This window comes from Planktotalea sp., from assembly GCF_050633725.1.
Lineage (GTDB): Bacteria > Pseudomonadota > Alphaproteobacteria > Rhodobacterales > Rhodobacteraceae > Planktotalea.
In genome coordinates this window covers 25,587-40,699 of sequence record NZ_JBOEHB010000007.1, presented here as the reverse complement: position 1 = coordinate 40,699, position 15,113 = coordinate 25,587, and the positions used below count along the sequence as shown (strand labels likewise).

Annotated in this window: 14 protein-coding genes; 7 read left to right on the top strand and 7 right to left on the bottom strand. The window is 54.4% G+C overall.

The annotated features are described in order from the left end of the window. Positions 1–12 precede the first annotated feature (12 nt). Positions 13–1,431 (top strand): protein adenylyltransferase SelO, encoded by a 1,419-nt coding sequence (locus tag ACRBCU_RS07485; protein ID WP_431364755.1) that lies wholly within the window; start codon positions 13–15, stop codon positions 1,429–1,431. A 42-nt stretch (positions 1,432–1,473) separates the two neighbouring features. On the opposite strand, the gene ACRBCU_RS07480 is transcribed toward ACRBCU_RS07485, so the two are convergent. After that, the gene (locus tag ACRBCU_RS07480) at positions 1,474–2,367 is read right to left on the bottom strand and encodes a DMT family transporter (RefSeq protein WP_431364754.1); all 894 of its coding nucleotides are present in this window, start codon (positions 2,365–2,367) and stop codon (positions 1,474–1,476) included. Positions 2,368–2,482: 115 nt separating this feature from the next. Here ACRBCU_RS07480 and ACRBCU_RS07475 point away from each other — a divergent pair, with 115 nt between their 5' ends. Beyond that, a complete protein-coding gene (locus ACRBCU_RS07475) occupies positions 2,483–3,733 on the top strand; it encodes a cation:proton antiporter (protein WP_431364753.1) in 1,251 nt (416 codons plus the stop codon). Positions 3,734–3,778: 45 nt separating this feature from the next. Beyond that, on the top strand, positions 3,779–4,636 hold the full coding sequence (locus ACRBCU_RS07470) for a tellurite resistance TerB family protein (protein WP_431364752.1): 858 nt from the start codon (positions 3,779–3,781) through the stop codon (positions 4,634–4,636). A 196-nt stretch (positions 4,637–4,832) separates the two neighbouring features. Here ACRBCU_RS07470 and ACRBCU_RS07465 read toward each other — a convergent pair whose 3' ends face one another. The 3 genes from ACRBCU_RS07465 to ACRBCU_RS07455 form a co-directional block, all read right to left on the bottom strand. Beyond that, the gene (locus ACRBCU_RS07465) at positions 4,833–5,324 is read right to left on the bottom strand and encodes a hypothetical protein (RefSeq protein WP_431364751.1); all 492 of its coding nucleotides are present in this window, start codon (positions 5,322–5,324) and stop codon (positions 4,833–4,835) included. Positions 5,325–5,527: 203 nt separating this feature from the next. Next, positions 5,528–5,893: a hypothetical protein gene (locus ACRBCU_RS07460; protein ID WP_431364750.1), complete on the bottom strand. Its 366-nt coding sequence runs from the start codon at positions 5,891–5,893 to the stop codon at positions 5,528–5,530. A 771-nt stretch (positions 5,894–6,664) separates the two neighbouring features. After that, positions 6,665–8,035 carry a DEAD/DEAH box helicase gene (locus ACRBCU_RS07455; RefSeq protein ID WP_431364749.1) on the bottom strand — a complete coding sequence of 457 codons (1,371 nt, stop codon included), beginning with the start codon at positions 8,033–8,035 and terminating at the stop codon, positions 6,665–6,667. A gap of 182 nt (positions 8,036–8,217) precedes the next feature. Here ACRBCU_RS07455 and ACRBCU_RS07450 point away from each other — a divergent pair, with 182 nt between their 5' ends. The 4 genes from ACRBCU_RS07450 (at position 8,218) to ACRBCU_RS07435 (ending at position 11,291) form a co-directional block, all read left to right on the top strand. Then, complete coding sequence (locus ACRBCU_RS07450; RefSeq protein WP_431364748.1) at positions 8,218–8,640, top strand: Fur family transcriptional regulator; 423 nt, start codon at positions 8,218–8,220, stop codon at positions 8,638–8,640. A gap of 30 nt (positions 8,641–8,670) precedes the next feature. Continuing rightward, positions 8,671–9,516 (top strand): DMT family transporter, encoded by an 846-nt coding sequence (locus ACRBCU_RS07445; protein ID WP_431364938.1) that lies wholly within the window; start codon positions 8,671–8,673, stop codon positions 9,514–9,516. 81 nt (positions 9,517–9,597) lie between these two features. Then, complete coding sequence (gene eno, locus ACRBCU_RS07440; RefSeq protein ID WP_431364747.1) at positions 9,598–10,875, top strand: phosphopyruvate hydratase; 1,278 nt, start codon at positions 9,598–9,600, stop codon at positions 10,873–10,875. Next, the gene (locus ACRBCU_RS07435) at positions 10,872–11,291 is read left to right on the top strand and encodes a cupin domain-containing protein (RefSeq protein WP_431364746.1); all 420 of its coding nucleotides are present in this window, start codon (positions 10,872–10,874) and stop codon (positions 11,289–11,291) included. The genes eno and ACRBCU_RS07435 overlap by 4 nt, the downstream gene beginning before the upstream one ends. A gap of 60 nt (positions 11,292–11,351) precedes the next feature. On the opposite strand, the gene pgi is transcribed toward ACRBCU_RS07435, so the two are convergent. Genes pgi through zwf form a run of 3 tightly spaced genes read right to left on the bottom strand, consistent with a single transcriptional unit; the run spans position 11,352 to position 15,083 of the window. Beyond that, positions 11,352–12,947, bottom strand: coding sequence for a glucose-6-phosphate isomerase (gene pgi, locus ACRBCU_RS07430; RefSeq protein ID WP_431364745.1), 1,596 nt, complete (start codon positions 12,945–12,947; stop codon positions 11,352–11,354). A 13-nt stretch (positions 12,948–12,960) separates the two neighbouring features. After that, the gene (gene pgl, locus ACRBCU_RS07425; RefSeq protein ID WP_431364744.1) at positions 12,961–13,632 is read right to left on the bottom strand and encodes a 6-phosphogluconolactonase; all 672 of its coding nucleotides are present in this window, start codon (positions 13,630–13,632) and stop codon (positions 12,961–12,963) included. Beyond that, positions 13,629–15,083 carry a glucose-6-phosphate dehydrogenase gene (gene zwf / locus ACRBCU_RS07420; RefSeq protein WP_431364743.1) on the bottom strand — a complete coding sequence of 485 codons (1,455 nt, stop codon included), beginning with the start codon at positions 15,081–15,083 and terminating at the stop codon, positions 13,629–13,631. The genes pgl and zwf overlap by 4 nt, the downstream gene beginning before the upstream one ends. Positions 15,084–15,113: the final 30 nt, after the last annotated feature.

Here is a 15,113-nt window from a genome sequence, read left to right as displayed (position 1 = left end):
GAGTGCGCCTCAATGACCACGACAATTCCGTTCGACAATTCGCTGACAGCGCTCGGGCCCGACTTTTTTAGCTATCAAGCGCCCGAACCTGCGCCCGCGCCAAAGCTCATTGCTTATAACGATGCCCTTGGTACAGAGCTGGGAATTGAGAAAGGCAGCGACGACGATTTAGCCGCAGTCTTTGGCGGCGCGAGCGCCCCAAACGGTGCAGAGCCTCTGGCCCAGCTTTATGCCGGGCATCAATTTGGCAACTACAATCCACAGCTCGGAGACGGGCGTGCAGTGTTGGTTGGTGAGGTGATCGACAGCAAAGGCATGCGCCGTGATATTCAGTTAAAAGGATCAGGCCGCACGCCCTATTCACGCGGCGGCGATGGCAAAGCCTGGCTTGGACCCGTTTTGCGCGAATATGTCGTGTCCGAAGCGATGCACGCGCTTGGTATCCCAACGACCCGCGCGCTCGCCGCTGTCAGCACGGGAGAGCAGGTGTTTCGAGAAACGCCACTGCCCGGCGCAATCATCACACGCACAGCAGCGTCGCATATCCGCGTTGGGACCTTCCAAGTCTTTTCAGCGCGCGGTCAATACGAGCAGCTGCAAAAACTGACGGATTACACCATTGCCCGCCACTATCCGAACGCAGATGGGCCAGAAGCGCTGCTCCAAAGCGCAATGGATGCGCAGAGCAAACTTATTCCAGCGTGGATGGGTGTCGGCTTTATTCATGGCGTAATGAACACGGACAACTGTCAGATTGCGGGAGAAACCATTGATTATGGACCCTGCGCGTTCATGGACGCTTACGCCTCTGATCGCGTGTTTAGCTCGATCGATCGCAACGGTCGCTATGCGTTCAGCAATCAACCCGACATAGCAGTTTGGAACATGGCGCAACTGGCGACATCGCTCGTGCCCCTGATGCCACAGACCGACGCTGCCATCGCGCGCTTCACCGAAATGTTACACGACATGAAAGACAACTTGCGCCGCGAATGGTTGGCGGTCTTTGCTGCGAAACTTGGCATTGCCGCCGCGGGCGAAGACGACGGCGTCTTGGCGGCGGATCTCTTGGCGATGATGGAAGACGACGACGCCGATTTCACCAATGCGTTTCGCGCCCTGTCTCAAGGCGCTGGCAAAGATCACTTTAAAGACCAAGCGCGGTACAAAAAGTGGCACGATCAATGGCAAGAGCGCATCTCAGACGCGCCCGATGCATCATCGCTCATGCTGGCAAGAAACCCCGCATTAATTCCGCGCAATCATCGGATCGAGGAAATGATTACAGCCGCTGTAGCTGGCGACTTTGCCCCGTTCCACCGTCTGAATGACGCACTCGGGGCTCCATTTGACGATGCCGAGGACTACGCCGATCTGAAAAAGGCACCCGCGCGCGATGAAATCGTCCCTGCTACGTTTTGCGGAACCTAATCTGCTTCATTTTCCTCAATAAACTCTCGGCGTAGCCGAAACTCAGGGCTGTCTCGCTTTGGGGCGTCGAGCTATAAGAACCAGCCCCACGCAAACCAGCAGCAATGCACCAATAATGCCAAGTCCGATCTCTTCATCCAGCAGCCACCACCCCAAAAGCACGCTCAGGACGGGTGACAAAAACGAAAAGGATGCGATGTCGGACGCAGGATAGATTTTCATCAATGCAAACCACATCATGAAGCCGAATAACACAAGGATGATGGATTGATACAACAGCCCTGCTAGATGGATCGCAGTAAATTCGCGCACAAATGGTCCGAAAAAGGGTGCAAGCGCCATAAAGACCAAGGCCGAAATTACGAGCTGGCACATCAACTGCATCTCTGCACTGGCTTCGCTCACCGCTGTTAGGCGCACCGTCAACGCGATCCCCGCCCAACAAAACGCGCCGGTCAGGGCCAAGATATCGCCCCACAGATTAGCGGTACCCGATGAGCGATCAAATAACGCCCAAGCAACGCCACAAATCGAAAGCGCAAACCCAAGCAAGCGCGTGCCGCTCAAGCGCTCGCCCGGCAGTACAAAATGCGCGATCAAGCCCAGCCAGATCGGCATGGAGTAGAACAGAACACTCGCGCGGCTCACTGACGTGATATCAAGCGCCAGAAAAATGCACAGAAATTCCAGTGAAAACAGAACGCCTGCCAAAGCGCCGCCCCAAAGCTGGGCGCGCGTCATGGTAATCGGCACGCGGCGCAGCTTCATCCAAACAAGGAGCGCCGCAAACCCGATGAGCGAGCGCAGCCCGGCCAAAAAGACCGGTTGCAGCCCTTCGATCGTGACTTTGATGACGACTTGGTTAAATGCAAACATCGTTGCAAAGCCAAGCAATGCGGCAATACCAAGCGCATCAAGATTTTCTTTTCTATCCATGCGATTGGCAGACCTGATCCATCGACCTGCGTCAAGATCAGCACGTTGTTTTGTTGCGTCACACCTGATATTCGACGCGATAATCTAGAAAATACGATCAACAGGGTTACTCTTAATGAATTTCTTGCAAATCACGTCGCTTCTTATTGTGTTAGCGGGCGCGTTTGGCGCGCTCAATTATCTGTTCCTAAAACTACCAAGTGCGATTGGCATTCTGGTCGTTTCTCTTTTTGCTTCATTGGGGATTTTGCTTGTTGATCTTGCGGCCCCCGCCCTTGGCATTGCCGATGTTGTTCGCACGACAGTCACAGGCATTGATTTCTCCGAAGCGCTTTTGGAAGGCATGCTTGGTCTTTTGCTCTTTGCGGGTGCGTTGCACGTCAAGCTAAGCGATCTAAAAGAGCAATGGCGCTTGGTTTTCCTGATGGCCACGATCGGCATCGCACTTTCGACCGCAGTTGTTGGATTTGGTTTTTCATGGCTGACGGGCATGCCATTGATGATCGCACTGGTGTTCGGCGCGTTGATTTCACCGACCGATCCAGTTGCCGTTTTGGGCGTTTTGCGCGAAGCCGATCTGCCCAAGTCGCTTGAAACCAAGATCGCAGGAGAATCCTTGTTCAACGATGGTGTTGGCTATGTGGTCTTTCTGGTCCTCGTCGGCATCGCGTTTCCGCATGGCGATGATCATCACGGCAGCGGCGTTTCAGATGCGGCGATGCTGTTTGTGCAAGAAGCCATTGGCGGCGCGCTGCTCGGGATCGTGCTGGGCTGGCTGGTGTTCCGCGTGATGCGCCGCATTGATGACTACTCGCTTGAGGTGTTGCTGACGCTTGGCCTTGCCTTTGGTGGCTATGAGCTCGCGGTCTATTTGCATGTTTCTGCGCCCATCATGGCGGTTTGCGCGGGCCTGCTCATTGGTGACATTGGCACCAAACACGGCATGACCAAACAAACCCGCGAATACGTCGATGCCTTCTGGAAGTTGATTGACGAAATCCTGAACGCGGTTCTTTTCCTGATGATCGGCTTTGAGGTCTTTGCGATTGCCTTTGACGCAAGCTTCCTTGTGACGGGCGTTATGACCATCGCGCTTGCCTTGGTTGCCCGCCTCTCCGCAGTTGCAATCCCCGTGCTGATGCTGCGCCCGTTCCGTCAATTCAGCGAAGGTGTCATCCCGATCATGACGTGGGGTGGCCTCAAGGGCGGCATTTCGGTTGCGCTGGCGCTCTCGCTCCCTGAGGGGGAATGGAAGCCGCTAATTCTCACGGCGACCTATGTTGTGGTGATCTTCTCGATCATCGTACAAGGACTTACCGTCGCACGTCTGGCCAATCGCTTTGGCCGCGCGCCGGATTTGGTGTAACCTCATTTCAACAAGGCATGTCGCCTTGATTACGGGAGAAATAACATGAGCCTTATGGGAACGCTTGCAAAAGTCGCAATCGGATACGCAACCGCGCGCGGCGTGGATAAAATGGCCGGCGGCGGTGGATTGGGCGCGCTTTTGGGCGGCGCTCAGCAAGCAGATGGCGCAGAGGCGAGCAACCCAATGGCCGATATGATGGGCAAAATGATGGGTGGCGGCGCAGATAGCGCGAGCAATCCTATGGCCGACATGATGACGAAGATGACGGGCGGCGCTGAGGGCAGCAACCCAATGGCCGCGATGATGGAACAAATGACTGGCGGCGGCGCAGCTGGCGGCATGGATATCCAAGGCATGCTCGGCTCGCTCATGGGCGGCGGCGCAGCGGATGGCGCGGACAAAGGCGGATTGCTGTCCTCTTTGGGCGATGCTGGCCAAGGCGCTGGTCTTGCGGGCATGTTCGCAGCGCTTGGCGGCGCGGCGGCGATGGGCGGCAAAGGCGTGGGCGATATGCTCGACGGATTTGGCAAGGCGGCTCCTGCAGCGCCAGAAGCCGAAGCGTCAGCTGGCCTGATGCTGCGCGCGATGATCCAAGCGGCGAAATGCGATGGTGACATCGACGACGCCGAGCGTGCGAAAATTCTGGAAACCGTTGGCGAAGATGCTGACGCCGAAGACATCGCGTTCATTCAAGAGCAACTCGCAGCCCCAGTGGACGTTGAAGCGCTGGCCGCAGACACGCCAGATGCGCAAAAGTTCCAGCTTTATGCAATGTCGATGATGTCCATTCGCGTCGATACCCCTGCGGAGAAAGCCTATATGTCCGCTCTCGCAGATGCGCTCGGCATTGATGCGCAAACCGCGCAGATGCTCAACATGCAGATGGGCGTCACGGGCTAAACCAGCCCTACTCCTTTTGAAATCAAGAACGCCGCGCGGGCAACTGCGCGGCGTTTTTTTGTTCGCGGCTTGAAGCGCAGATAAATTGGCGTCACAGGAATTCGACGCAAGCTAGGTAGCCGCGTGATAAAGCATCAGCTTTTGCCAAAAATTTACGGAGCCAACCGAGCAGTCGTTAAGCGCGGCTTAGCAACGTTCACTTTTGTTTTTGTTTTTGTTCTTTGATGAGCTTTTTAAACGAAGCGGGCCAGTAAGGATCAACAATCCCATCATAGCTGCCAAACCCGAGAACGCTAAAGAGCGGGATGGCGAGAATGCTGGAAATAATGAGAAAAACCGGATTAGGTGAGACTGCGAAATACGCATACTCTAGGGCTGAGCAAATTAGCGGTAGAAACATATAAATGATCACCAAGGCCCCAGGGGTTAGCCTGAGTTTTTGGACGGCTTTGTGTAGCTTAAAGGACGCGACCATCAGCTCAGTACGGCCGAAGATCACGGCAACGATAAAGCTAAATGCGATGAGTGTTTGCCAATTTGGACCAGCCATTGCCTCAATAGAGCTTCCCATGCTGCCAATCAAACGACGCAAAACACAAACAAGCCCGATCATGTAAATTGGAAATCTGATGATCAGCGCAATTCGAGCGCGCTGTTTCTCTTTTGCGGTTGGGGTTGGGTATCTCATCGGGTTTCCAAGTCAAGTTAAACTGCACTGAATACGAATAAGGGCCGCTTACAAAATCGGTGGCGTTCTACCCCATTAGATTTCCCGCATCACGCCCGCAACCGAAAATGGCTTGTTTGCTGGTGACTTGATCGAAGGTAACATATCAGCGCTTATCGGTTAAACGTCCATCGAGAGAATAAAGAGAAACAGATCTTTCGAAATCATAAGTGAGTACCTTTGAACGCACGGTTGGAAATAAACCCAAGAGGGTGGTTGTAAGGAAGGTCAAGATTAGTCGGAACGCAGATGACTTTTTGCTCAATGCAATTGAGAGCTTGCCCTACGATGCCATCTGTCACGTTCTCGCGGGTGACAAAAATCGTAACCTTCTCAATTGAGTACCCATCTCCGAAACTTGCCGCTAAATCAAACGGATCGATGAGTTGGACCGTTTCCGGACGCTCGATATCTTCAAATGTAATAAATCGAGGATAGTAGCGATCAGGTATTTCTAGTGGCTCTTTTTGGTGCTTCAGATACTTGGCGGCTTGGTCATAAGTGAATCGTTTTTTTGCTGAGAACGCCATGCATAGAATAATAAGTCTTGGGCCTTATCGGTAAGCATAAATAGGTATTGATCACCCAGCTTTGCGACCACCGCTTCTCCTGTAAATTTTGTAGATGATGCTACGATGATAGGATAAAAAAAGCGGTGCCCTCCCTTAAACTCTACACGACCTATACTTGAGGCAACTACAGGTCCATCTGGGGTTTGTATATGAATCGTGAGCTTTTGGTTCCACGTCACCTGCCTTGGATACACGGCATAGATCGCCAAAGCGATGAGCAACACTGTCAAAACAAGTATTAACGGAAAAAGGCGAAAGCTTTTCGACACTATGAGCCTCCAATAGAATGATCGATTAAGAGCCTATGCCTTGGTCTTATTCGTGTGCGCAGCTGCTTTAGCACCCAGCTTCTCCAAAACTTCCTTATCAACAAGCCGCCCGATAATTGGATGCATCCGAATATCTCCCTTTTTCACAACTTGTTTAAAGTTTGCGATCACAGACTTACTTGGGGATGCGACCTCATTAGATTAGGCATCTAACATACGAAATGACTAGCTATACGATTTTCACAACACAACTCATTTTTAGGCCTGCTCTAAGTTCATTGGCTACACCTCCGCATTCCCGTCAAGATTGCATCGCGTAACGCCCTTTAAGCGCTTCTTGCCTTTTGCCTCAAACCCCAAATCAACCAAAAGCGGTGCAGACTTCAACGCCAACGCTTGCTGACACACCTAAAACAAAAACCCTTCGCGATCTCTCGCGAAGGGTTTTGCTCATTCGAAATTAGGATGCGTTCGGTTTACCGCCACCGCCGCCGCCACCTTTACGGCGGCGTCGACCACCACCGCTGGGTTTACCACCTTCACCGCCGCCAGCGCCTTGTGGGCGACCGCCACCGGGCTTGCCACCGCGACGACCGCCACCTGGTTTGCCACCGCCGCCGCCGGGGCGACCGCGTCCACCGCCGCCTTTGCCGCGCCCGCCCATGCCAGAGCGGCTCTTGGCGGAAGGACCATCGAAATCAACCCAAGGCGTGCCAGAGGCGACAGGGATCGAGATTTTCATCGTCTTTTCGATGTCCTTCAGCAGATCCATCTCGTCCGGCGCACAGAATGCAATCGCAGCGCCATCTTTGCCAGCGCGCGCGGTGCGGCCAATGCGGTGCACATAGGCGTCAGGCACATTCGGCAGCTCATAGTTATAAACGTGGCGCACATCAGGGATGTCGAGGCCGCGCGCGGCAACATCTGTTGCAACGAGCACTTTCATCTCGCCCGCTTTGAACGCGGCCAACGCGCGCTCGCGCTGTCCTTGGCTTTTGTTTCCGTGAATAGAGGTCGCCGCAAAGCCGCGCGCCACCAGTTGCTTCATCAGCTTTTCACAGCCGTGTTTGGTGCGGCCAAAAACCAATGCGCGCTCGTCTTTATGCGCGCCGAGCAGTTCAATCAACAAGGACTGCTTTTCCGTCTTCGCGATGAAATGCACGACCTGTGTGACCTTATCCGCCGCCTTACCCGGAGGCGAGACTTGGATGCGGCGTGGGCTTTTGAGATATGTATTCGCGATCTCGTTCATCAGCTTGGGCATGGTTGCCGAGAACAGCATGGTCTGGCGCTGCTCAGGCAGGTGCGTTGCGATCTGGCGCAGCGCATGGATAAAGCCCATGTCGAGCATTTGATCCGCTTCATCGAGCACGAGGAAGTGCGAGTCTTTCAGCGTCAGCGCGCGGCGCTCCATCAAGTCGATCAAACGGCCCGGCGTCGCCACAAGAATATCGACGCCCTTTTCAAGGCGTTTGGCCTGTACATTAATCGAGGCCCCCCCAACGACCAAAGCGACTTTGATCGGTGTGCCCTTGGTGTAATCTTTGAGGTTCTCAACGATTTGCCCCGCCAATTCGCGTGTCGGGGCAAGGATCAGTCCGCGCACGGTTTTGGGTGCCGGGCGACCCGGATTTTCAGAGAGCAGGGTAATCAAAGGCAGACCAAAAGCCGCCGTTTTACCTGTACCTGTTTGCGCAAGGCCCAGAACATCATGGCCGTTCAAAACCTCGGGAATAGCACGGGCTTGGATCGGCGTCGGTTTTGTCAGGCCCAGCTCACCCAAACGCTTCACCAAGCGTTCGGGCAGACCCATTGTTTCAAATTCACTCAACGGATAATCGTCCTTTAGGGGTTATCAATGCAGCGCAGCCCTCATTCAGGCGCGTTTTGCAGCGTTTGAGTGGCACATGGCCCCTTTGAGCGCTCAAGTCAACTGCGCTACAGTGTTCTACCCCTTTTCCCTTGCCCATCCTTGCGCTAGACCGTCAGTCCAAGACGACGTCGGAGCCGCGAATGCCTGAAAAAACCATTATAGAACGTTGCGAGGCAAAAGGTCTTCGCATGACAGGCCAACGCCGCACGATTGCAAGCGTGCTTCAATCGAGTGATGACCACCCCGATGTCGAAGAGTTATATGCCCGCGCGTCAGCAGAAGACGCAGGCATTTCCATTGCGACGGTTTACAGAACGGTAAAGCTCTTTGAAGAAGCTGGCATTTTGGACAAGCTTGAATTTGGCGACGGGCGCGCGCGCTACGAGGATGCAGAGCGCGACCACCATGACCATCTCATAGACATGCAATCGGGCGAAGTGATCGAATTTGTCGATCCTGAAATCGAAGAGCTACAAGAACGGATTGCAAAACGTTTGGGCTACACTCTAAAGGGTCATAAGCTGGAACTTTACGGCGTTCCTATAAAAGCGAAATCGAGCTAACGTTTGGACAATTCCCGCGCCGTCGCGCTTATGACACTCGCCATGGCGACATTCGCAATTGGCGATGCGATGGTCAAAATTTCCGCGGGCAATATGTCAATCGCGCAGGTTTTGATTTTCATGTCCCTGCCCGGCGTCATCGTGTTTGCCATCTTGGCGCATCGCGCTGGACAGCCGCCCATATCGCGCGATTTTCTTGCAAAGCCAGTTATCCTTCGCAATATCGTCGAAGGGTTTTCAGCAACCTGTATGATCACAGCGCTTGCGACAGCCCCGCTCGCCTTGGTTATTTCGATCCTGCAAGCCGTCCCGTTGTTCGTAACGCTCGGCGCGGCTTTGCTGCTAAAAGAAAAAGTCGGCCCCCGTCGCTGGGCGGCCGTCATTATCGGTTTTGGCGGCGTTTTGCTGATGCTGCGGCCTGATACCAGCGGTATTTCGTTCGGCGCGATCATTGCGGTCTTTGCCTCTATTGGTCTAGCTGCTCGCGATTTGATAACGCGGATAACGCCAAGCAAAATCGGCACGCTTCAAATGGCGACTTGGGGCAATGTCGCGCTTATTCCAGCGGGACTTTTGCTGCTGCCGTTCACGGGCCCACATGATCTTCCCAATAGCTATGCTTGGATGATTATCGCCTTCGCTGCCCTTTCGAATGGGATCGGGTATTACTGCATCACAGCGGCAATGCGCCTTGGCGAAGTCTCGTTCGTGACACCCTTTCGCTATTCGCGGCTCATCTTTGCCCTGATCATCGCAACATTGTTCTTCCATGAGCAGCCCGACCTTTTAACGTTAATCGGCGCAGCGATTGTCATCGGTTCTGGCCTATTTGTGATGTGGCGGGAAAGAAAAGCGACTGTTAGCGGTAACAATTGAGGCGCTAACAGGGTTTCCCCTCGCATCAGCACAGTGTAGGAACAGCGCAAATTCATCAATTTGCAAGGACGCAAGAGCCCCATGAGTGCTATCATCGACATCCACGCCCGCGAAATTCTCGACAGCCGAGGCAATCCAACCGTTGAGGTCGATGTTGTCCTTGAAGACGGCACAATGGGCCGCGCGGCGGTTCCTTCTGGTGCCTCAACAGGCGCACATGAAGCGGTTGAAAAGCGCGATGGCGACAAGGCGCGTTACATGGGCAAAGGCGTGCTCGAAGCCGTTGCAGCCGTGAACGGCGAAATCGCTGAAGAACTGGTTGGCATGGACGCGACCGAGCAAGAACTCATCGACGCGATGATGATCGAGCTTGACGGCTCACCGAACAAAGCCCGCCTTGGCGCGAACGCGATCCTTGGTGTGTCTTTGGCGGTTGCCAAAGCGGCGGCTGATTTCTCTATGCAGCCCTTGTTCCGCTATGTGGGCGGCACCTCCGCGCGCACCCTGCCCGTTCCGATGATGAACATCATCAATGGCGGTGAGCACGCGGATAACCCAATCGACATCCAAGAATTCATGATTATGCCAGTGTCTGCGAGCAACATTCGCGAAGCGCTCCGCATGGGCGCTGAAGTCTTCCACACGCTGAAAAAAGAGCTGACAGCAGCAGGCCTCTCCACAGGTATCGGCGATGAGGGTGGCTTTGCGCCAAACATCGGCTCCACACGTGAAGCGTTGGATTTCATCATGAATTCCATCAAAAAAGCTGGCTACACACCGGGTGAAGATATTTACCTCGCGCTCGATTGCGCGGCGACAGAGTACTACAAAGACGGCAAATACGTCTTCGCTGGTGAGGGTAAATCCCTAACTTCTGAAGAGAACGCTAAGTACCTTGAAGCGCTGGTCAACGACTACCCAATCATATCTATCGAAGACGGTATGGACGAGGATGACTGGGACGGCTGGAAAGCCCTCACAGACCTGATCGGCGATCGTGTTCAACTGGTTGGCGATGATCTTTTCGTGACCAACCCAGATCGTTTGGCGATGGGTATTGAGCGCGGCAGCGCAAATTCAATGTTGGTAAAAGTCAATCAAATCGGTAGCTTGTCCGAGACTCTTAAAGCAGTCGACATGGCGCACCGCGCGCGTTTCACCAATGTTATGTCGCACCGCTCCGGCGAAACAGAAGATGCGACGATTGCAGACCTCGCGGTTGCGACAAACTGCGGCCAGATCAAAACCGGCTCACTGGCGCGCTCTGACAGATTGGCGAAATATAACCAGCTTATCCGTATCGAAGAAATGCTCGGTGAAACCGCGCAATACGCAGGACGTAGCATCCTCAAATCATGAACGCAGATGCGATCATAAAGCACCTAGATCTCCAGCCGCACCCAGAGGGCGGCTGGTATCGCCAAACCCATATTGACGATGCAAAGCCGCGCGCCCATGGGACCTGCATCTATTTCTTGCTTAAAGCTTGCGAAGCGAGCCATTGGCATAAGGTCGATGCGACGGAAATCTGGCACTACTACGCAGGCGCGCCGCTGATCCTGAGCCTGTCAGAAACCGATCAAGGCCCGGCCACGGACCACCTGCTCACCCCTGACCTGACTAAAGGCGCGCCGCAGCTCATCGTGCCGATCCATCATTGGCAAAAGGCGCGCAGCACGGGCGGTTTCACCCTTGTCGGCTGCACGGTGTCACCTGGCTTTAGCTTTGACGGCTTCACGCTCGCCGCGCCAGACTTCGACATCCCCACAACCTAATCTTCATTTTCCAAGACAAACTCCGGGGGAATCGATCTTTGATCGATGGGGGCTGGCCCCCTAGGAATGTTTGCGAATGTAGCCGACAAGCGCTTGGGTCGAACCGTCCTTGCCGCTCGCGCTTACGTGCCCCTCAACAATCGGCTGCAAGGCTGTCGCCAGCTCTTTACCCAGTTCAACGCCCCATTGATCGTAAGAATTGATGCCCAGAATGACACCTTCGACAAACACACGGTGCTCATAAAGCGCGATGATCTGGCCGAGCACTTCGGGTGTCAGCTTGGGATAGAGAAGCGTTGTAGACGGGCGATTGCCCGGGAACACACGGTGGCGCGCTTGGCGCTCAAGCTCGTCGCCTGTCAGCCCTTTCGCTTTCATGATCGCACGCGCTTCGTCCAACGTGCGCCCTTTCATCAGGGCTTCGGATTGCGCAAGGCAATTGGCGGCGAGCAAATGATGCTGATGCGCAAGGTCAGGTTCATGTCCTTCTGCGGCCAGCAGGAATTCGCACGGAACAACGCGCGTTCCTTGGTGGATCAGTTGATAGAAGGCATGTTGACCGTTCGTGCCGGGCTCGCCCCAAACAATAGGGCCTGTGTTCACAGGACTATCCGAGCCGTCCATACGCACGGATTTGCCGTTACTTTCCATCTCTAACTGCTGCAAATAGGCAGGCAGACGCGAAAGGCGTTGATCATATGGCAGCACAGCACGGGTCGCGTGGCCGCAAATTTGGTTGTGCCAAATCCCAACAAGGGCAAGCATCACGGGGATATTGTCGGCCATGTCAGCATGTTGAAAGTGGCGGTCCATGCTTTGCGCACCGCGCAAGAAGGCCCGAAACGCAGCGCTGCCAACCGCGATCATAATGCCAAGCCCAATCGGCCCCCAAAGCGAATAGCGCCCGCCGACCCAATCTTCAAAACCGAATACACGGTCGGCAGGAATGCCCATCGCGGCGGTTTTTTCTTCTGACGTGCTGAGCGCTGCAAATTGCGAAGACGGGTCCGTCACCGTTTCAGACATCCACGCCATCGCGGTGCGCGCATTGGTCATGGTTTCGATCGTCGTGAATGTTTTTGAAGCGACCACCACCAGTGTTGTACCGGCATCCAGCCCGCGCAGCGTGTCAGCGATATGCGCGCCATCTACGTTGGACACATAGTGCACACGCGGTCCATCATGATAGGGCGCAAGGGCGAGCGTTGCCATCGCAGGCCCAAGATCAGAGCCGCCGATGCCAATATTCACAACATCAGTGATCGCGCCGCCCTGCCCTTTGAACGCTCCCGAGCGCACATCTTTTGCAAACTGCTCCATGCGATCCAGCGTTGCGAAAATATCGGGCATGACATCAGCGCCATCAACAAAAACCGCGTCGCCATCCAGATTGCGCAGCGCCGTGTGCAAAACCGCGCGCCCTTCGGTTTCGTTGATCACCTCACCTGCGAACATCGCATCGCGCTTTGTGTCGACGTCTGCTGCCTTAGCTAGTTCAAGCAGGACATCGCGCGCGCCCGAATCCAAACCTGTTTTGGAATAGTCAAACAACATATCAAGCGCGCTGACCGAGAAAGCATTTGCACGATCTGGATCGGCATCAAACAGGTCGTTAATTTTTGCACCCGTCTCCAGAGCTTTGGCTTTTTCCCACATGACAAATCACCCCTTATGGTGCCCAGTGCACATCCGCGCCGGTTAAAACTGCTTTGATCGGCGCGTCTTTAGCGTTGAGATGTTGCGCTTTTTCAAATGCTTCGCGTTTTTCTGCGCCAACAATAATAATGTGTTTACGCAATGCCCCATCCAGAACACGCGCGCTGATGGTAATTCGGGGTTCTTGCGCGCCCGGTGCCCGCATTGGCACGAGAATGGGCGCATGCGGATCTAGCGCGGCTGTCAAATTATCAGCGCCAGGGAAGATTGAGGCGGTGTGCATATCCGTTCCCATCCCCAACAACAAAACCGCGATTGGAAGCTCGGGCGCAATCATTGCTTCTAGCTCTGGCAGAACCTCTTCTGGCGTGTCAGCTGGTGCAAAAAGCGGCAGATGACGTGCTGCGGCTGCGCGATTGACCAGCAAGCGTTCGCGAATAAGTTTGGTATTTGAGCGCGCACTCTGCGTTGGTACCCAGCGTTCGTCAGTGAGCATCACATCGACGCGATCCCAAGGCAGATCAGCCGCGCATAGGTCATCAAACAAAGGTCCGGGCGTTGTTCCACCGGGCACGGCCAAACAGACACGTTCCTCATGATGAAGGGCAGCGTTCAGATCTCCAGCAATCCGATTTGCCAAGTCGATCATCATCATATCTGCATCAGGGTATTCGATAAAGTTCATCTTTTAATCTCCCTCCAGATACGGCCATCGCGCGCGATCATTGCGATGGCATCCGTCGGCCCTTCGCTTCCGCTGTCATAAGGTTTAGGCACTTCCCCGCGCGCATGCCAGCCTTCAATAATAGGATCGGTCCATGCCCACGCAGCTTCCACTTCGTCCCCGCGCATAAACAGGGTTTGGTTGCCACGAATAACATCCATGATCAGACGCTCATAGGCATCCGGAACATCCTCGGATTCTGGGCCAAGCGCTTCTGCAAAGCTCATATCCAGCGGAACATCCACAAGGCGCATGCCGCCCGGGCCTGGTTCTTTGATCGTGACATCTAACGTCATGCCTTCATTGGGCTGCAATCGAATGCGTAGCTCGTTACGATGGCGCCCCGCGTCCGCGCCAAAAATCGAATGGGGTGCATCCTTGAAGACAACCGTAATCTCCGAGGTGCGCGCTTTGAGCCGCTTGCCAGTGCGCAAGTAGAACGGGGTGCCAGCCCAACGCCAATTGCTGATCTCGACCCGCATTGCGACGAAACTTTCAGTTTTGCTGCTTTGGTCCTCGACATGGGTGCGATAATCAGGCTGGTCTGGTCCTGCCCCATACTGACCGCGCACAATGTGATGTGGCATAACGGGCTCTAACGCACGGATAACTTTCAGTTTTTCATCTCGCACTGCGTCGGGGTCAAACTTGGCGGGTGGCTCCATCGCAATCAGGCACAACAGCTGCATAAGATGGTTTTGAACCATATCGCGCATTGCGCCCGACTTGTCGTAATACTCGCCGCGCCCACCAACACCGACCGTCTCGGCAACGGTGATTTGAATGTGATCGACGTACTGGCTGTTCCACAAAGGCTCAAACAGCATATTGCCAAAGCGCACCGCCATTAAGTTTTGAACCGTCTCTTTTCCAAGATAGTGATCAATGCGGTAGATTTGCGTTTCGTCAAAATGCTTGGCCAGTGTTTTGTTCAAAGCTTTGGCAGTGCCCAAATCGCGGCCAAACGGTTTTTCAACCACAATGCGGCTCTCGTCATCTGCCATGTCATAGCTGTGCAGACGTTCCGCGAGATCACCAAACAGCGATGGTCCGACGGAAAAATAGAAAGCGTTCACCAAATCCTTGCGCACTTTGCTCGCAAGCTCTGACCAGCCTTTGTCCCCGCGCGCGTCTACCGCCACATAGTCAACGCGCTGCAAGAATTCTTCCAACGTGCCGTCTTCACACGCGCGATCACCGCCAAATTCATGTACGGCCTGCGCAACAATCTCGCGAAACTCGTCTGCGTCATGATCGCCGCGCGCGGCGCCAATGATCTGACTATCGCGCGGAATTTGCCCTGAACAGAAGCGACGAAATAGACCCGGCAGAATTTTACGACGTGCAAGATCGCCCGTTGCGCCAAAGATTACCAAGTCAAAAGGGTCTACTGGGATAACGCGAGAGACCATGAGAGCGCTCCAATTTTCTTTCTGCGCTAT